Annotated in this window: 15 protein-coding genes; 6 read left to right on the top strand and 9 right to left on the bottom strand. The window is 46.7% G+C overall.

Features of this window, described 5'->3' with window-relative positions:
• Position 1 precedes the first annotated feature (1 nt).
• From selB to apbC, 7 genes are all read right to left on the bottom strand, one after another.
• Entirely contained in the window at positions 2–1951 is a 1950-nt protein-coding gene (selB, locus tag ICE94_RS02230) for a selenocysteine-specific translation elongation factor (protein WP_216148242.1), read from the bottom strand.
• A complete protein-coding gene (selA, locus tag ICE94_RS02235) occupies positions 1952–3406 on the bottom strand; it encodes an L-seryl-tRNA(Sec) selenium transferase (RefSeq protein WP_216148245.1) in 1455 nt (484 codons plus the stop codon).
• Positions 3407–3412: 6 nt separating this feature from the next.
• Complete coding sequence (gene fdhE / locus ICE94_RS02240) at positions 3413–4357, bottom strand: formate dehydrogenase accessory protein FdhE (protein WP_216148248.1); 945 nt, start codon at positions 4355–4357, stop codon at positions 3413–3415.
• 201 nt (positions 4358–4558) lie between these two features.
• On the bottom strand, positions 4559–5185 hold the full coding sequence (locus ICE94_RS02245; protein ID WP_255539060.1) for a formate dehydrogenase subunit gamma: 627 nt from the start codon (positions 5183–5185) through the stop codon (positions 4559–4561).
• Between the two features lie 10 nt (positions 5186–5195).
• The gene (fdxH, locus tag ICE94_RS02250) at positions 5196–6074 is read right to left on the bottom strand and encodes a formate dehydrogenase subunit beta (protein ID WP_216148254.1); all 879 of its coding nucleotides are present in this window, start codon (positions 6072–6074) and stop codon (positions 5196–5198) included.
• An 11-nt stretch (positions 6075–6085) separates the two neighbouring features.
• Positions 6086–9139 (bottom strand): formate dehydrogenase-N subunit alpha, encoded by a 3054-nt coding sequence (gene fdnG, locus ICE94_RS02255; protein WP_370623791.1) that lies wholly within the window; start codon positions 9137–9139, stop codon positions 6086–6088.
• A 376-nt stretch (positions 9140–9515) separates the two neighbouring features.
• Positions 9516–10604, bottom strand: coding sequence for an iron-sulfur cluster carrier protein ApbC (gene apbC, locus ICE94_RS02260; protein ID WP_216148260.1), 1089 nt, complete (start codon positions 10602–10604; stop codon positions 9516–9518).
• Between the two features lie 74 nt (positions 10605–10678).
• Between apbC and metG the strand changes: the two genes are divergently transcribed.
• Genes metG through ICE94_RS02290 form a run of 6 tightly spaced genes read left to right on the top strand, consistent with a single transcriptional unit; the run spans position 10679 to position 16955 of the window.
• Positions 10679–12346: a methionine--tRNA ligase gene (gene metG, locus ICE94_RS02265; RefSeq protein ID WP_255539061.1), complete on the top strand. Its 1668-nt coding sequence runs from the start codon at positions 10679–10681 to the stop codon at positions 12344–12346.
• The gene (locus tag ICE94_RS02270; RefSeq protein WP_216148266.1) at positions 12343–14076 is read left to right on the top strand and encodes a SulP family inorganic anion transporter; all 1734 of its coding nucleotides are present in this window, start codon (positions 12343–12345) and stop codon (positions 14074–14076) included. Before metG ends, ICE94_RS02270 begins: the two co-directional genes overlap by 4 nt.
• Before the next feature lie 47 nt (positions 14077–14123).
• Positions 14124–14312 (top strand): DUF3460 family protein, encoded by a 189-nt coding sequence (locus tag ICE94_RS02275; protein ID WP_216148269.1) that lies wholly within the window; start codon positions 14124–14126, stop codon positions 14310–14312.
• Positions 14305–15156, top strand: coding sequence for a ScpA family protein (locus tag ICE94_RS02280; RefSeq protein WP_216148272.1), 852 nt, complete (start codon positions 14305–14307; stop codon positions 15154–15156). The genes ICE94_RS02275 and ICE94_RS02280 overlap by 8 nt, the downstream gene beginning before the upstream one ends.
• Before the next feature lie 29 nt (positions 15157–15185).
• Positions 15186–16046, top strand: coding sequence for a pantoate--beta-alanine ligase (panC, locus tag ICE94_RS02285; protein WP_216148275.1), 861 nt, complete (start codon positions 15186–15188; stop codon positions 16044–16046).
• A complete protein-coding gene (locus ICE94_RS02290; protein ID WP_216148278.1) occupies positions 16047–16955 on the top strand; it encodes a helical backbone metal receptor in 909 nt (302 codons plus the stop codon).
• Here ICE94_RS02290 and ICE94_RS02295 read toward each other — a convergent pair.
• Complete coding sequence (locus ICE94_RS02295; RefSeq protein WP_216148281.1) at positions 16928–17692, bottom strand: ABC transporter ATP-binding protein; 765 nt, start codon at positions 17690–17692, stop codon at positions 16928–16930. The genes ICE94_RS02290 and ICE94_RS02295 overlap by 28 nt on opposite strands.
• On the bottom strand, positions 17689–18651 hold the full coding sequence (locus ICE94_RS02300) for an iron ABC transporter permease (protein WP_216148284.1): 963 nt from the start codon (positions 18649–18651) through the stop codon (positions 17689–17691). Before ICE94_RS02300 ends, ICE94_RS02295 begins: the two co-directional genes overlap by 4 nt.
• Positions 18652–18713: the final 62 nt, after the last annotated feature.

Below are 18713 nucleotides of genomic sequence, written 5' to 3' on the forward strand. Positions count from 1 at the left end.
GTCATGACACTGTCTCCTCTAAAGAAAACAGCTCAGGATTTCTTATGATTCTATGATCTTTTTCTAATTCTTTCTTGCCTTTGCGATAACTGACTAAACGACGGGTGAACCCCAAGCGATCATAGGCCTCTAAAATCTGAATCGCCCGTTTACGCCCCAAGCCCACACGCTCTTTAAAGCTAATCACAGTCACGTAGCCATCTTGCTCGATGATATCCCGAATCATATCTGCCATGATTTGCATGGTCGGTATGGGGTAGAACAAGTCGGGTACCAATTGAACCAAAGCTGAAGTCCGCGATACTTTGCGTAAGAGCAAACGAATATTGGCCTCAGGCTCTGATAGCTGACTCGCCAAATCACGCACCCAAGGTGGGTCATAGCGACCATCGATTAAGCGTGGGTAAATACGCTCCCAAAGCACCTTTTCTTTCTCGGTAAGTTCAACCTTATGATCAGGCAAATGGACAAAGCTGCCTGTGATACTGACTTGCTTATCGAAAATCCAGCGCTGTAAAAGAACATGAAATAAGCCTGCTTTCACACCAGGCAAAGACATACGACGCAAGCGTTCTTCGGCCACCCCCGGCTCATCAGGCTCTTCTTGATGAAAATGGGCTAAAGCACTCAATACGGCATCTTGATACTGCTGATAAATTGCATCACTGCAATAGTAAAAGTCATCTCCTAAAGCCAGTTCACGCGGCGCATAGTTCTGCAAGGTCGCTTGCGCTGCTTCTGGCCTTTGATTGAACAGCATGCTGCCGTTTTTTAGAGATAAAGCCTCTTCATGGCGCTCTAAAAGAATCTGCCAAGCTTGAGTCACCGTACTATCAGCCAATACTTTCAATAATGCAATACGCTCGGGTTTTTTACGCCCCCTCAAAGGCGGATCAGTATCCAGTACAAGTCCACCAGCTAAGGTATAGCGAGCACTGCTATCGCGCATAATGATTCGATCATGCCAACATACCGAGACTGGTTTCTCGAAGGCACATTGTGCATAAGCAGTTTGCCCAGCACTGACTTCTGCACAATCAAGCAAAATGATCCGACTCGTGAAAAACTCAGTGCCATGATGCAATAAGAGCACTTGACCATCTTTAATCGAGCGTTGCGCATCATGAGGCACTTCAATACGGCAATCAAAGCGCTGTACTAGACGGTTCAATGCAGTACTGGTCAGCCAATCACCGCGCTCTACTTCGCTGTACTCCACACCAGATAAAACTAAACCACAACGCATCCCCACCGAAGCACTCTCTGCAGGTGTGTTTTGCGCATGTATGGAACGTACCTTGACTGGTTTTTGTTTCGGCCCCAAATACAAACTATCACCTACTCGAACCTGACCAGAGGTCACAGCGCCAGTGATAGCCACACCCACACCCTTGACGACAAAGACCCGATCGATAGCCAAACGGAAATAATCTCCCTGACGTGGCTTTAGAGCTTCTGCTTGCTCAAACAAATGAGCCTTAAGAGCATCAATACCGATGAGATTTTTAGCAGAGACTGGAAAAATATCTGCCTCAGTAAAGCGAGTACTCTTGAGATACTCCGTGATTTCTTGTGTCACTGCTTGGAGTCTGGCAGGCTCTACAGCATCTATTTTGCTTAAGGCAACGGTCAGACGAGGAATAGCCAATAAATCCAAAATACGTAAATGTTCTAGGGTCTGAGGCATTAAGCCATCATCAGCAGCAACCACTAATAAACCATGATCCATACCCGCAGCGCCGGCTGCCATGGTGTGCACAAACTTTTCATGTCCTGGGACATCGACAAAGCCAATGACTTGACCGTCTTTAGTCGGAATATAAGCAAAACCTAAATCAATGGTGATGCCCCGTGCCTTTTCTTCAGGCAGGCGATCAGCATCAACTCCTGTAAGCGCTTTGACTAGAGAAGTTTTACCGTGGTCAATATGACCGGCTGTACCAATAATCATTTAAGACTTGGCTTTCTTTAAACGACTAGCAACGGCTTCTAGCATCGCTAACCAAGTCACTTGATGTTCATCTTGCAGGCAGCGTAAATCAAACAACAAAGCTTTTTCTTGAAAGCGCCCAATCACAGGGACCTGACCGGCTCTTAAGAGACGCTCCATACGGGTCACTAGTTTTTCACCCGTCTTATCTTGCCCCTCAATCGCAATAGCTACAGAAGGTAAACGTTCAATCGGTAAAGAACCAGAGCCAATCTGGGATAGGACAGCACGGGTCGAAATCTGTAACGGTAAACCAGCAAAGATTTTTTGAATCTGCGGTAAGACTTGTTCTGTCTGAAGCTGTATCGCTGCTTGCGTACGCGTCAATAACTGCAAAACCGTCAATCGTTGTGGCAGACGCGCAGGGTCTCGATATAACTGCAAGACAGCCTCTAGACCTGCGAGGGTGATTTTGCCCACACGCAAGACTCGTTTGAGAGGGTTTTTCTTAATCTTCTGGATCAAATCTTTGCGCCCGACCAATATACCCGCTTGAGGCCCACCTAATAATTTGTCACCACTGAAGGTCACTAAATCTGCGCCAGCCTGTAAGGCTTCTTGCGGGGTGGGTTCGGCGGGTAAATTGAACTGAGCCATATCGACCAAAGTCCCCGAGCCTAAATCGACTACAAAAGGTAACTGATGCTGATGAGCAATTTCAGCTAATTCAGCTTCAGGCACTGAGTGAGTAAAGCCTGCAATCGCGTAATTACTCGTATGAATCTTCATGATCATCGAGGTCTTCGGACCAATGGCCTCGACAAAATCTTTGGCGTGGGTACGATTCGTAGTGCCCACCTCTTTGAGCTTGGCTCCTGCACGCATCATGATGTCGGGGATACGGAAGGAGCCACCAATTTCAACGAGTTCGCCTCGAGAAACAATCACTTCCTTACGTAAACCTAAAGCGTGCAGCAATAAGAAAACAGCCGCAGCATTATTGTTCACAATCGTGGCAGCTTCAGCACCTGTGATCTCACACAGAAGCTCTTCAACAATCTCGTCCCGGTCGCCCCTCTTGCCTTCCCCTAAATCGTATTCCAGGGCACAAGGCTGGGCCGCAGCAGCAGCAATGGCTTCGACGACCACCGGCGGCATCACAGCACGACCTAAATTGGTATGCAGGACCGTACCGGTCAAGTTAATCACTTGCTTGAGTTTTGGGGCGGCACGTCTAGATAGTTCACTCGCCACCTCTTCGTAGAACTGCTCTGGCACAGGCAGATCAAGGAGGGTTTGCGCTTGTATAGCCTCACGCTTTGCTTGCAGAGCGTGACGTATGGCACGCAAGACCTCTTCTCGACCATATTGATCGATCGCATTTTGATAAGGTGCGGTTTGAATGAGTTTGTCTACAGAAGGCAGCTGGGCCAACAAATCTTTCACGGACGCACGCGCCACGTTTTTTGAATCCATAGTGAATTATGTATCAGTTTTCTCAGATTGTGCAATCGCCATCAAAAAGAGGTTGCGGCCGGTGCGTTGAAAACCTTCTTTTTCCAAAGCCATATCGAGTTGAATCGTCGCCAAATCATCGGCGACAGGATCCATCATCGGATCACGTGATTGGAACATCAATTTGAGGTAGCCCCCACAATCATCACAACACTCGCCTTGAACCAAGCTCTCACGGGTCTCACCGAGCATCGTCACCTCTTTGGGGGTGTCGCAGTTCGTGCAACGGGCACGCGGACCATACCATTCTGATGAACACAAGGAGCAAATGAGATAGCGATGACTGTCACGATCGCCAACGCGCACCACACTCGTGACAGGGTGTGAGCCACATACTGGGCAGAGTGAATTTTCACCGCTGTAAATTTTTGCGTGAGTCATGGCCGCAGCGCGCTTAGACCATATCAATTGCAAGACTGCGCTAATAAATGGAGCCCATTCCGGCTTCACTTCTGCCTCATCGAGGGTTAAATAAGCCTGAGCTTGCTTAGCGAGTTCAGCGGCATCTGCCTTTTTGAATTCAGCAAACACCTTTTTAACAGGCTCTTGTACCTCTTGCTTCTCATAAGCAGTGATAAAAGCTTGTAGCGCTTTTTGCCAATCTTCACCGGCTTTCCAGGTAGAGACAGATAATGGGGGTACACCGTGCTTCAATGACTCACGCACAAAGTTTTCTTCGAGAACTTCACCGGCATCTATCTCAGAGATCGCCGTGGCTTGGGCTGCCGTTAGTTGTGCACAAAATTGCAACCAATCTGCCAAATCATGATCTTTTGCCAATTGCGCAAAACGTGTGGAGCGGTCTTTGTATAAATCAGCCACATTGGGGTACACCAAGAGCGGCGTGTCATCCGCTGGCATGCTTTGAATTTCACCAGGCTGTATTAATTTGACGGCTGATACGGTTGTCATAATTTGTCTCTTCTGTTGTCTTTATTAGTAGTTCAATATTGTTTTATTTATGTTACCCAAGTCTGTAAAACTGCGGGCTCATAGATAAAACAATACTCAAGATCTTTTACACATCATGTACTGATGTCTTACTGCTAAAACATAAGGGGAAGAATACCATTCTTCCCCTTAATCTGCTCTTATGTATTAGAGCTTAGCGGCTTATTTGCCACCCATCTCTTCACGGTACCAACCAGGATGATGTTTACGTGCCCAGGCTTTTGAAACCAGGCCAGTCCACATACCCTTGATCGTACCTTTAACCCACATTGCAGCATAGATATGCACGATGATGCCGAGAATCAAGACCCATGCGGCAACCGCATGAATCAAAGCAGCCATACGTACAGTATCAATGTGGAAGTTACCAGCAAAGTAAGGTCTCCAGAAGAGGATACCGGTAACTACCAAGAGCAACATCGTGATGGTCATGACCCAGAACAATAACTTCTGGCCACCGTTGTAACGACCCACCTCAGGCAAACGATCTTCGCGATCAGCTAAAACGTCGCCAATTTGCTTTAACCATTGACGGTCGTTTTTGCTGAGTAGGTTGTGATGCCAGAACTTGAAGTACAGGATCACAAACAACACGAACATCGCTACACCAACGAATGGGTGGAGAATTCTGGCCAATTGGCCACCACCCAATACATTGGAGAGGAAGTACAACGATGGATGAAAGTACGCCAAACCTGTAAGTGCAGCCAACATAAACAAGAGGGCCACAATCCAGTGATTGATACGATCAGACGCCTTATAACGGACTAACATGTTTTGATCTGACATTGCTGTCTCCTTATTTGACGTCATGTTCATCTTCAACGGTCTTTGGTCCCTTGATAGCGTAATGGATTACGCCTGAGAGAACCGCAGCTGCCATTGTGATCAACGCGATCGGTTTCATGACACCCTTCCACGCACCCACAGTTGGGGAGATAGATGGGTTAGCTGGCAAGCCATTGTATTGCTCGACTTTGTCGCCATGTGGCAATACATACATCACGTGTGTACCACCCACACCTTCTGGGTTATACAACTTCGCATGCTTGTAACCACGGGAGTTCAAATCTTTGATGCGCTCTTCTGCAGCTTTGATCTGATCTTCTTTTGGACCGAAAGTCAAACACTTGGTTGGACATGTTGCCACGCAAGCAGGATCTTGACCCTTCTGGACGCGGTCAGAGCACAATGTGCACTTAGTCGCCTTATTGGTCGTTGCTGAAATACGTGGAATGTCAAATGGACAACCCTGTACGCAGTAGCCGCAGCCGATACAGTTATCGCTGTTGAAGTCAACGATACCGTTGCTCAACTTGATAATTGCGCCCGGACTTGGGCAAGCCTTCATACAGCCTGGCTCTTCGCAGTGCATACAACCATCTTTACGAATCAACCAGTCAATGCTGCCTTGATCATTTTCCATTTCGTTAAAGCGCATGACAGTCCATGCGCCCGCGCCCAAGTCGCGTGGGTTGTCATAAACACCGTCCGTGTTACCAATTTCTGGACGGGTTTCATTCCATTCCATACATGCGACCTGGCAGGCCTTACAACCGATACATTTAGATATATCGATTAGCTTGGCAACTTTCGTTGCTTTGGCGGCCTCAGGCGGAGGCGACATCGTGCCTGCCGACTTCGCTACTACGTGAAGAACTTGTGCTGGTGCAGTCATGTTCCTCCTCCTTATGCCTTCTCAATGTTAACCAAGAACGCTTTAAACTCAGGTGTCTGAGAGTTAGCGTCACCCACAAATGGTGTCAAGGAGTTAGCCAATTGGCTTGGCTTAGCAACACCCTTGAAGCCGTAGTGAATCGGAATACCGACGTGGTGAATCTTCTTACCATCCACATCGAGTCCCTTCATACGCTTTGTTACCACGGCTTTCGCTTTCACGAAGCCACGCGCAGAAGTGACTTTGACCTTATCACCCGACTTAATACCACGTGCTTTAGCGAGTTCTTCATCAATCTCGACGAACATCTCAGGCTGAACGATCGCGTTCAACTTAGAGTGCTTTGTCCAGTAGTGGAAGTGCTCAACCAAGCGGTATGTGGTAGCCACATAGGGGTAGTCTTTATTGGAACCGAAGGCTTCCAAATCACCTTTGTAAACACGAGCCGCTGGGTTCGCTTTAGCTTTCGGATTATTTGGATGCAATGGGTTAGCAGCCAATGGTGACTCAAATGGCTCATAGTGCTCAGGGAATGGACCCTCGGCCATTTGTGGCGCCCACAAACGGGCTACACCTTCTTGAGTCATGATGAATGGCATCACATTCTCTTCAGGTTTAGCGTTTGGACGCATATCAGGGATGTCATTACCACCCCACTTGTCACCCAACCACTTCAAGACTGCACGCTTCTCATCCCATGGCTTACCGTTCATATCGGTAGACGCACGGTTGTAGAGAATACGGCGATTGGCTGGCCATGCAAAGCCCCACTTCAAGCTCTGACCGAGGTTCTGATCAGATGTCTCAGTTGGGTCACGGCGTGCTGTCAAGTTACCTTCTTTACTCCATGAACCAGAGTAGATCCAGTTACCGCAAGCTGTGCCACCGTCATCACGCAATTGAGCAAAACCTGTCAATTGATCACCTGGCTCAAGCAATACTTTGCCAGTTGGATCCTTGATTTGAACAAAGGTCTTACCACTGATCTCGCGAAGCAGTTCATCTGCTTGAGGGAACATAGGGTTCTTGTAGTTCCAAGTCAAGTTCAAGATTGGATCAGGGAATGCTCCACCTTGAGTCTTGTACATATTGCGTAGCTTGGAGAACAATGCCGCAATGATCTCTTGGTCAGACTTCGATTCGCCAGGACCGTCAGCACCTTTCCAGTGCCACTGAATCACACGACCTGAGTTCGTGAAGGTACCGTCTTGTTCTGCAAAGCAGGTTGCAGGTAAGCGGAATACTTCTGTTTGAATCTTAGAAGAATCTACATCGTTGAACTCACCGTAGTTTTTCCAGAACTCAGAAGTTTCAGTTGCGAGAGGATCGATAACAACTAAATACTTCAGTTTGGCCAGAGCAGCGCCAATCTTGTTCTTGTTCGCTACAGCAGCGAGTGGGTTAAAGCCTGAACAGCAGAAGCCATTCATTTGACCTTGGTGCATACGCTCAAAGATCGCCATGATGTCATAGGCTTGGTCACGCTTAGGCAGCCAATCAAACGCAAAGTCTGTTTCTTTGGTTGCTTTATCACCGTACCAGGCCTTCATCAAGCTGTTAAACCACTTGGGGAAGTTCTGCGGGAAGTTCATCTGGTTTGGACGCAATGCTTTTGGCGTGCGCTTCTCCAAATAAACCTTGTGGTTTGGATCTGAATCCATCGGTGCTGAGAGATAACCAGGCAATACTTCGCTATACAAACACTGGTCAGTAATACCTTGTACGTTAGCGTGGCCACGCAAGGCGTTCACACCACCACCGGCCATACCCATATTACCCAAGAGTAACTGGATCATTGCCATCGTACGAATGTTTTCAGAACCGATAGAGTGCTGAGTCCAACCAAGGGCATACAAGATTGTCATGGTCTTGTTTGCAGCAGCTGTTTCAGCAATCATTTCGCAAATCTTCAAGAAACGGTCTTGAGGTGTACCCGTAATCTTGCTCACCATTTCTGGTGTGTAGCGAGCGAAGTGACGCTTCATGTGCTGGAATACGCAATTTGGATCCTGTAGTGTTGGATCTACTTTCGCGAATTGACCATCCATCTGATATGTCCATGTAGCTTTGCTATATGAACGTTTTGCTTCATCGTAACCGGTGAACAAACCATCCTTAAAGCCAAACTCAGGATTAATTAAGAATGCTGCGTTGGTGTAGTTTCTGACATACTCAGTATGAATCTTGTTGTTTCTCAACAAGTAGTTCACAACACCACCTAAGAAGGCGATATCGGCACCCACACGAATCGGTGCATAGTAGTCAGAGACTGCAGCTGAACGTGTAAAACGTGGGTCAACCACAACGAGCTTAGCGCCACGCTTAGCCTTCGCTTCTGTCACCCACTTGAAACCGCAAGGGTGAGCTTCGGCAGCGTTACCGCCCATGATCAGAACCAAGTCTGCATTTTTGATGTCAACCCAATGGTTGGTCATCGCGCCGCGTCCAAATGTCGGGCCCAAACTGGCCACGGTTGGAGCGTGTCAAATACGCGCTTGTGTATCTAGTGCAACAACACCGAGTGATCGTAAAACTTTGTGTGAGAGGTAACCAGCTTCGTTGTTCGAAGCAGAGCTCACCAACATACCGAAGGTATTCCAACGGTTGACGGTCACGCCTTCTGCGTTCTTCGCAACAAAGTTCTTATCGCGGTCAGCCTTCATATGCTTAGCGATACGGTTTAAAGCCTCATCCCAAGAGATACGCTTCCACTCTTTAGAGCCTGGCTCGCGAACTTCTGGGAACTGTAGACGGTTCGGGCTTTCAACCATTTCCAAAATACCAGCACCTTTAGGACACAAAGTACCCTTGTTCACTGGATTATCTGGATCACCTTCTACGTGAATCAACTTCATCTTGCCGTTACTGTCTTTACGGCTATACATCAACACACCACAGCTCACTGAGCAATATGGACAAGTGCTTCGGGTTTCGACGGTTTTTTCTAACTTGTATGGCTTAGCAAATACAGGATCAATAGCTTGCGCCAATCCCATAGCAGTCATACTCGTCACGCCAACACCCGACCCGGCCACCTTAAAAAACTGGCGACGTGTCAGATTGATTTGTGACATACGATCTCCTCTCGATGTTAATAAAACAAGTAGCCAAAAAGTCCTCACACTTTCTAGCACTTAGCTCAAGTTTATAACTAATTGCATACAAAACACAGTTAGACAAATGCCCAAGACATCAGGGGTAACCCTCGTTTAATAAGGTTTTTCACAATGTGGTAAGTCTATAATTTTTATGGCTATTTTTAACAAATTAGACCTAATTAACTGTTTTTTCTAAGTATTTTTTGTCTAATGTGACAACCCTATGTGTGAGCGTTTACTAACAAAGCTTGTTGACCCCAAAAAATGAGGCTTTTTAGGGTCTAAAAATGCCAAAAGCCCCCTTAGGGGCTTTCGCTTTTTGAAAATCGACTAAGACTTCCGTTTAGCCGTTTTTGATCACAATCGACGGGAACTTGCTCGTCATATCTTTATTCAAACCAGCAACTTTGACGGCCACTTTACGTGCGATCTCTTTATAAATCTTGGTAATTTCAGAATCAGGTTGAGCAACCACGGTTGGATTACCAGAATCCGCTTGTTCACGAATCGATAAATTCAGTGGCAGATTGCCCAAGAAGTCAACGCCGTATTCTTGACACATGCGCTCACCACCGCCATGACCAAAGATATGTTCGGTGTGATGACAGTTAGGGCAAACATAAGTACTCATGTTCTCAACAATACCTAAGATAGGTACGCTGACCTTCTCAAACATGCGCAAACCTTTTTTAGCATCGAGAAGCGCAATGTCTTGGGGTGTTGTTACGACCACAGCACCGGTGACCGGTACCTTTTGAGACATCGTTAATTGAATATCACCCGTTCCCGGCGGCATATCCACAATCAGATAATCCAAATCCTTCCAGTTAGTTTGCGTGAGCAACTGCTCCAGAGCTGAGGTAGCCATAGGGCCACGCCAAATCATGGGGTCGTCCTGACGTACTAAAAAGCCGATCGACATGACTTGCAAGCCATGACCCATCAATGGCTCTAAGGTGTTTTCTACAATGGTTTCTGGACGCCCAGAAACTCCCAACATCATCGGCTGACTGGGTCCATAAATATCCGCATCCAAAACACCAACCTTGGCACCTTCAGCTGCTAAGGCTAAAGCCAAGTTAACTGTAGTCGTTGACTTACCGACGCCACCCTTGCCACTGGAAATCGCAATAATATTTTTCACATTAGGCAATAACTTGACGCCACGCTGCACTGCATGAGCGACGATCTCAACAGACATATTGACGCTGACATTACCCGCGCCTGGAATGGCACGCACGGCATCTATAACCGCTTTACGGATGAGGTCAATTTGACTCTTAGCGGGATAACCCAAGACCACATCGAGGGTGGCATCGGCCCCGTCGACCTTAATATTTTTCGCAGATTTAGTAGCCATTAAATCTTTGCCCGTGTTCGGGTCAACCACGCCCTGCAAGGCTTTCTGCACGATTTCAACGCTTAGCGTCACAACTGTCTCCTTGGTACCGATGATTGGTTATTGATGTAATTTTAGGTATTAACTATAGTGGCAGACTAAAATTGTTGCTTATGCGTCGAATTTTAGTTACTTCTGCCCTTCCCTACGCCAATGGTCAAATACATATCGGTCACTTGGTGGAATACATACAAACCGATATCTGGGTGCGCTTTCAGCGTATGCGCGGACATGAAATTCATTATGTGGGCGCTGACGATACGCATGGCACGCCCATCATGTTGCGGGCCGAAAAAGAAGGTTTAACTCCACAAGAACTCATTGCGCGCGTCTGGCAAGAACACAAACGTGACTTCGATGACTTCTTAGTCTCCTTTGATAACTATTACTCGACAGATAGCGCAGAAAACCGTGAACTATCACAAGCGATTTATCTGAAGTTGCGCGATGCAGGATTGATTGAGAAGCGCGCGATTGAACAAGCTTACGACCCTGTGAAAGAAATGTTCCTACCGGATCGTTTCATCAAAGGGGAATGCCCGAAGTGCGGCGCCAAAGATCAATACGGCGACTCTTGTGAGAAATGTGGTGCCACCTACTCACCGACTGATTTGAAAAATCCTTTTTCAGTAGTGAGTGGCGCAACCCCCATTAAGAAAGTATCCGATCACTACTTCTTCAAACTCTCAGACCCTCGTTGCGAAAACTTTTTACGTGAATGGACGCAAGTCAAAACCCCATTGCAGGCTGAAGCTCGTAATAAGATGAAAGAATGGGTGGGAGAGCCTGGCGATAGCAAACTGGGTGATTGGGATATCTCACGCGATGCGCCTTATTTTGGTTTTGAGATTCCGGATGCACCGGGCAAGTATTTCTATGTATGGCTAGATGCACCGATTGGTTATTACGCTAGCTTTAAAAATCTTTGCGATAAAAAAGGTCTAGATTTTGATGAGTGGACCCGTGCAGATTCTGAGACGGAGATGTACCACTTCATCGGTAAAGATATTTTGTACTTCCATACACTCTTTTGGCCTGCCACTCTAGAGTTCTCTGGCTACCGCACCCCTAGCAACGTTTTTGCCCACGGCTTTTTGACGGTTGATGGCGAAAAAATGAGTAAGTCACGTGGTACTTTTATTACAGCCCATAGCGTGATTACTGAAGGTCTCAATCCAGAGTGGTTCCGCTATTACTTTGCCGCCAAGCTCAATGCCTCGATGGAAGATATTGATTTGAACTTGCAAGACTTCACGGCACGAGTCAATAGTGATTTGGTGGGCAAGTACATCAATATTGCGAGCCGCAGCGCCGGTTTCTTGGTCAAACGCTTTAACGGTTTAGTTGATGAGACGGCTCTACAAGATGAGTTGCTAGTTCATCTACGTCACGCCAATACAGAAATCGCGAATTACTATGAAGATCGTGAGTTTGCTAAAGCCCTGCGTCGTATTATGGAACTCGCCGACCAAGTCAATGCATATGTAGACGCTAACAAACCCTGGGAAATCGCCAAACAAGAGGGGCAAGACGCACAGTTACAAAAGGTTTGTACGATTACTTTAGAAGCTTTCCGTATTTTGTCTTTGTATCTCAAACCCGTCATTCCTAGAGTAGCGACTGGGGTAGAAGAGTTTCTCAATATTGCCCCGATGCAATGGGCTGATGTCGACCAAACCCTGTCAACCACCCGCGCCATTCGAGCTTATAGTCACCTGATGCAACGCGTCGACCCCAAGCTGATTGATGCTCTACTCGCAGCCAACCAAGCATGATTTCATTAGCGCGCTTTCATCCAAAACTGATTGACGCGCTCAAAAACTACGATCGCGCAAGCTTCATCAAAGATCTAAGCAGTGGTCTAACTGTGGGCGTGATTGCTCTGCCACTCGCCATTGCCTTTGCGATTGCAAGCGGTATGAAACCTGAAGCCGGTCTAATAGCCGCAGTCATTGGCGGCTTTCTGATTTCTGCATTAGGCGGTAGTCGCGTACAAATTGGCGGCCCTGCTGGAGCATTTGTAGTGATTGTGTATGGCATTGTGGAGCGCTACGGGGTTGCTAATTTAATCCTCTCAACCTTCTTGGCCGGTTGGCTATTGCTCGCCATGGGTTTACTTCGGGTAGGCAATTTAATTCGCTTTATCCCGGTGGCCATCATCATTGGTTTTACGAGCGGTATTGCTGTCTTAATTGGAGTATCTCAATTACGCGATGCTTTAGGACTCGCGATTGATAAGATGCCTGCTGATTTTTTTGCTCAATGGCACACCTTGTGGTTACACAAAGATAGCTTCAATCCCAGTGCGCTTCTGGTTTGTTTAGCGACAGTCGCTCTCATTGCTGTCTGGCCCACAATCAATCGGCGCCTCTCACGTCTGGTGCCAGCACTCACCCATGTGCCGGGCATCTTGATTGCTTTAGTGATCATGACCTTAGTCTCAGAATTCTTCAAACTACCTGTTGAGACGATTGCTGATCGTTTTGGTGAAATTCCGGCCAATATTCCTAGCCCCAGTATTCCGAGCTTCAATTGGGAAACTGCTAAACAACTTTTTGCACCGACATTAACGATTGCTCTTTTAGGCGCGATTGAGTCTCTTTTGTGTGCCCGTATAGGCGATCAACTGTGTCACGATCGGCATGATCCGAATCAAGAACTCATGGGACAAGGTATTGCCAATATTGTGGTGCCTTTTTTTGGTGGCCTACCAGTCACCGGCACGATTGCACGCACTGCGACCAATGCGAAAGCTGGGGCGAAGAGCCCTCTAGCCGGCATGATTCATGCGGGCGTGATTTTATTCATCATGCTGCTTGCCGCACCATGGGCAAGCCATATCCCCATGGCAGTACTTGCCGGCATCTTGATTTTTATTGCTTGGAATATGTTCGAAGCGCATGAATTCAAGCGCCTAAAACACTTTAACCTCACTTATCGCGCCATCTTATTAGGCACATTTTTCTTAACGATTATTTTTGATTTAACAGTGGCAGTTGAAGTGGGTTTAATTTTGGCCTGCGTATTCTTCATTTACCGCATCTCTTCACTGACACGTATTGAACGATTGCATTTACCTGCTGAATTCGAACGTGCTGATGATCTAGGTCTGGAACAGACCCCTGAATCAGAGATCCGCGTTGAAGCGTATGCCTTATATGGCTCATTATTTTTCGGCGCTATCGATCGCGTCGAGAATTTAGAGGATGCTCCTAGTGTGCCGCTCAATAGCCCCAAGGTCATTCTTTTGGAACTCCATCAGTTAATTAATATCGACACCAGTGGTATCGAAAGTTTGAAGAGCTTGTGTCAAAACCTGCATCTGCGAGGTGGCAGTCTGATCATTTGCGGTGCCAATCAACAGCCCCTGTCTTTAATGTCTAGAAGTGGCTTTACGCAAATCATCGGAGCCGAGAATATTCTGCCGAATATGACGGCTGCTCAGGCACGCCTGCGACAAATCTTGGCACAAATGCAAGAAGTCCAAATCAAGCTAGGTGCGTAAGCTAAATTTAGGGTTTCAAATACCAAAATCGCTACAATAGTGACACTATGGCTCATTACAAATCTGACATTACCCGTTTTCTTGAAGAATTAAAGGCAACTAAGCCTGAATTAGAGGCTTCTCAGCAAGAAGGGCGTGCCCTTTTGTGGGATAAAGCACCGATTTCATTAGACGAGCAACGTCGCGCTCAAATGGCCCGCGTTAAACAAAAGGCTTACGTCTACTCGAATGAATGAAATCGAGCCAGGCTCAGCAGCCCCTCTGATTCCTGAAGTCACGGACGGCATGTCCGAGTCTTTTGCTCGTCTTTATGGCGAGCCTTTGTTTCAGCTGCCGACCGATCTTTACATTCCACCCGATGCTCTTGAGATCTTCTTAGAAGCCTTTGAAGGTCCTCTTGATCTTTTGTTGTATTTGATTCGTAAGCAAAACTTCAACGTTTTAGATATCCCGATGGCCGAAGTGACTCAGCAGTATTTGGGCTATATCGAACAAATTCGTCATCGCAACTTAGAACTTGCTGCGGAATATCTTTTGATGGCAGCCATGTTGATTGAAATTAAATCACGCATGCTCTTGCCGATGAAGAAAGCCGATAGCGATGAAGAGGTCGAAGATCCACGCGCAGAATTGGTCCGCCGCCTACTCGAGTATGAGCGTATGAAACTGGCTGCCCAAGAACTCGACAAGATGCCAGTTTTAGGGCGTGACTTTTATAAAGCCAATGGCCATGTGGATACGACTGCAGTGGTCACCTGGCCAGAAATTAATACCCTGGATTTACAAGCTGCCTGGATGGATGTCTTGCATCGCGCCAAGCTCAATCAACACCACACAATTACCCGTGAGCAATTGTCTGTACGTGACTTTATGACACGTATTTTGCGACGTTTACAAGGTGAGCGTTTTGTGGAGTTCACCGACTTATTTGCTGATGCGATTGCCTCAGGTAAAGGTGCACCTGTGGTGGTGGTGAACTTCATTGCCATGCTAGAGCTGTCCCGTGAATCTCTGATTGAGATCACCCAAGCAGAGCCCTATGCACCGATTTATGTGCGTCTGTCTTACACGCCTAATTAATTTCTTTTTTCTAAATTACTTTTTAAGCCATGAAAATCATCAGCAATATTCAAGATTTGCGCGATCAATTACGTGGCCAAAACCGTGTGGCCTTTGTACCAACCATGGGTAATCTGCATGAAGGCCATCTCTCGCTGATGCGTCTAGCGCGCCAACATGGTGACCCTGTTGTAGCAAGTATTTTCGTGAATCGCCTGCAATTTGGCCCCAATGAGGATTTTGATAAGTACCCGCGTACTTTTGAAGCTGATGTTGCCAAGCTAGAAAAAGAAGGGGTTTATATCTTGTTTGCCCCTGAGGAAAAGGATCTCTATCCAGAACCTCAAGAATACCGGATTGAACCTCCACATAATTTAGGTGACATCCTCGAAGGCGAATTCCGTCCAGGTTTCTTCAAAGGGGTTTGCACGGTCGTACTGAAGTTATTTTCTTGTGTACAACCTCAAGCGGCTGTATTTGGTAAAAAAGATTATCAACAGTTGATGGTGATTCGTCGTATGTGCCAACAACTCGCCTTACCGGTTGATATTGTGCCGGCTGAAACAGTGCGCGCCGATGATGGTCTCGCTCTATCTTCACGCAATGGTTATCTTTCAAGCAGTGAACGAGCCGAAGCTATACAACTCATCCAAACACTCAAACAGGTACAAAGCGAAGTATTGGATCAATGGCAAAAAGCGGGTTTTGGCGCTAAAGATATTGCTGCGATTGAAGCGCAAGCACAAGAGTATCTGCGTGGGCGTGGCTGGAAGCCCGATTATGTGGCAATTCGTAAACGTCGGGACCTCTTATCCGCCTCGGATAGCGAACTGGCTCAACAAGAGGCCTTGGTAGTTCTGGCAGCCGCCAAATTAGGCAATACACGCCTGATCGACAATCTAGAAATCTAAATGCGTTCAATCAAAGCCGTAGCGTTCTCAGTAATGCTATTGGCTAGTGCCAATAGTCTGCTCGCGTCAGCCACTACTGGTGGCAAATCAGAGAATGTGCAGACATCACTCAGAGTTGTGACCTTATCACCTCATCTTGCTGAAATGGTTGAACGCGTAGGTGGCGTAAGCTCACTGGTAGGTGTGAGTGCACATAGTGATTATTCTAAAAACACTCAAAGCAAGACCGTAGTGAGCGATGCAAGAAGTATTGATTTTGAGAGGCTACGTCAACTCAACCCTCATATCGTTTTAGTGTGGTCTGGAGGTACACCAGCACAACTTATCAGCAAGATAAGAACTACATTACCGCAAGCGCGTATCTTCGAGTTTGCACCTAAAAAATTAGACGATATTGAGAAAGATCTCATCAAGATCGGTGAAGTCCTGAATCTTCAACAATCTGGCTTGACTGCAGCTCGCAGCTATACACAGGAACTTCAAGACATATTGGGTACATCTAGCAAGCATTCCAAAACGACCGTCAAAGTCTTTTATCAAGTTTGGCCACAACCTCTCATGACCATCAATCACGAGCAGATGATTCATGATGTGATTGAGCGCTGTGGAGGTACAAATATTTTTTCCAAAGAAAAGTTGCTCGTACCCCAAGTCACCCGCGAGGCAGTACTGGCCGCCAATCCTGATTTAATGATCGGCACTCAGCAAGCAGGTAAAGATATGGATTGGTCGATGTGGCGCAGTTTTGAGAATCTCTCAGCCAATCGGTACCAAGCTTTTTTAAGTATTCCAGGACCATCGATTAGTCAACCAACCCCCAGCATTTTGCAAGGGACTCGTCATATTTGTGAGGCAATTGCGCGTGTTCGAGAACTCAAGTCTCAAGCACCTAAGGCGGGGACTAGATAGCTAGAACCATCGGGCAATTGAGCTTCAAGCATTTTTTGCCCCAGCGCGGCCTCGAGATACTCTGGCATTAAAACATCTTCGATAGGTCCTGCCAAGTAAGTTTGCTCCGGCATAAAAATCAGTGCATGTGTAAAAGCGCGTCTAATCAAACTCACTTCATGTACAGCTGCAATCCAAGCCTTTTGCTGAGACTGACTCTGCTTGGCAAGCAAGCTCAATATTTGCACCTGATAATGCAAATCCAAGTGAGCTAAAGGTTCATCCATAAGCCAACATGAAGCATCCTGAGCCAAGGCAGCGGCTAATGCAAAGCGTTGTTTTTCACCGCCCGACAAATGTCGCCACCATGCCTGCCTCAGATCCTGTAACTCAAAGAGATTGAGATATTCCTCAACTTTTTCAGTTTCATGCGGACAAACAGCCTCCAGCAAATCAATCGCACGCATACCAAATGCACCCTGCACAAATTGTTCACTATAAGAACGAATTTTTGCAAAGTCATCAGGCTCGATCGTGGCTAAGTCTTGCCCACGCCACTGAATGATGCCGTGCATATTAATAGGCTCAGTAATACCGCCTATGAGTTTGATTAGGCTGGATTTACCCGCGCCATTTTTACCAATCAAGCACCAGCGCTGACCGGGCTCAACTGACCAGTTGAGATCACGCACAAGGGTTTTATCACCAGCTGTGAGCGTGAGGTCAATCACTTGCAGTAAAGGTTTTGCGTCACTCATGAGCGTGCCTCACCCCAAGTCGACATTTTGGCTAAAAGCCATAAGAAGGTAGGCACACCCAGTAAAACGGTAATAACACCCATGGGTAATTGCGCAGGGGCCAATACTGTTCTAGCAATAGCATCGGCAATCACTAAAACAATACCGCCCAAGAGTGCGCTCATGTGCAAAATCATGATTTGATTTACGCCATGCTTTGGAGTAATCAGCAAACGAATTAAATGGGGCACCAATAGCCCAATAAAGCCAATAGCTCCTGCAATCGATACAGCACCAGCACTGGCTAGGGCTACCATAAGAACCATGAGCCATTGCAAACGCTGCACATCAACACCGAGACTCTTAGCCTTATCAAAGCCAAATTGCATCAGATGAATTTGCGGTGCATATTTAGCAACAACAATCCATGTCGCCAACCAAAGACCTAATATAGAACCTACAGCTTCTGAACTTTGTACCGAATCTAAATCCCCCATCAACCAATGAATCATGCCTGGCATGGCCACATCATCGGCAAATACGATCAGTAGACTACTGATTGCGCCACAAGCTGTTGCCAACATCACGCCAGCCAAAATAAGGCGTGTGGGTTGATAAGACAAACTGCCTAATAAGAGATAAAGAATAATTAGAATACTGAGTGCGCCTACCCAAGCTGCTAGAGGAACATAAATACTTCCGGCGGCTCCCATGAATATGGCGATAAGGGCTCCAACGGAAGCGCCACCAGAGACCCCTAAGATTGATGGCTCTGCCAAAGGATTACGCGTAATCACTTGCAAGAGAGCTCCTGACATAGCCAAGAGCCCACCAATAGCAAAGGCAGCTAAAACACGGGGTAAACGTAATTGATAAATGATGGCAGCATCTGCATTAGAGACACTGCCCATCATGAGACCAAGCAATATCACCAGGAAACTTAAGAACACCAGAAAAAAAATATTTTTTAATATTTTCATAGACTGAAATATACAGGTTTACGTAAGTTTGCTAGATATAATATTTATGTTGTCTAATAAAT

The organism is Polynucleobacter sp. MWH-Loch1C5 (assembly GCF_018881775.1).
Classification (GTDB): Bacteria; Pseudomonadota; Gammaproteobacteria; order Burkholderiales; family Burkholderiaceae; genus Polynucleobacter.

What these genes read in the sequence shown, in the direction of transcription:
- ICE94_RS02290 (WP_216148278.1), top strand. Translation starts at nt 16,047, where the DNA reads ATGCGTTCAATCAAAGCCGTAGCGTTCTCAGTAATGCTATTGGCTAGT.
- ICE94_RS02270 (WP_216148266.1), top strand. Translation starts at nt 12,343, where the DNA reads ATGATTTCATTAGCGCGCTTTCATCCAAAACTGATTGACGCGCTCAAA.
- ICE94_RS02275 (WP_216148269.1), top strand. Translation starts at nt 14,124, where the DNA reads ATGGCTCATTACAAATCTGACATTACCCGTTTTCTTGAAGAATTAAAG.
- ICE94_RS02245 (WP_255539060.1), bottom strand. Translation starts at nt 5,185, where the DNA reads ATGTCAGATCAAAACATGTTAGTCCGTTATAAGGCGTCTGATCGTATC.
- selB (WP_216148242.1), bottom strand. Translation starts at nt 1,951, where the DNA reads ATGATTATTGGTACAGCCGGTCATATTGACCACGGTAAAACTTCTCTA.
- ICE94_RS02280 (WP_216148272.1), top strand. Translation starts at nt 14,305, where the DNA reads ATGAATGAAATCGAGCCAGGCTCAGCAGCCCCTCTGATTCCTGAAGTC.
- ICE94_RS02300 (WP_216148284.1), bottom strand. Translation starts at nt 18,651, where the DNA reads ATGAAAATATTAAAAAATATTTTTTTTCTGGTGTTCTTAAGTTTCCTG.
- panC (WP_216148275.1), top strand. Translation starts at nt 15,186, where the DNA reads ATGAAAATCATCAGCAATATTCAAGATTTGCGCGATCAATTACGTGGC.
- ICE94_RS02295 (WP_216148281.1), bottom strand. Translation starts at nt 17,692, where the DNA reads ATGAGTGACGCAAAACCTTTACTGCAAGTGATTGACCTCACGCTCACA.
- selA (WP_216148245.1), bottom strand. Translation starts at nt 3,406, where the DNA reads ATGGATTCAAAAAACGTGGCGCGTGCGTCCGTGAAAGATTTGTTGGCC.
- fdxH (WP_216148254.1), bottom strand. Translation starts at nt 6,074, where the DNA reads ATGACTGCACCAGCACAAGTTCTTCACGTAGTAGCGAAGTCGGCAGGC.
- fdhE (WP_216148248.1), bottom strand. Translation starts at nt 4,357, where the DNA reads ATGACAACCGTATCAGCCGTCAAATTAATACAGCCTGGTGAAATTCAA.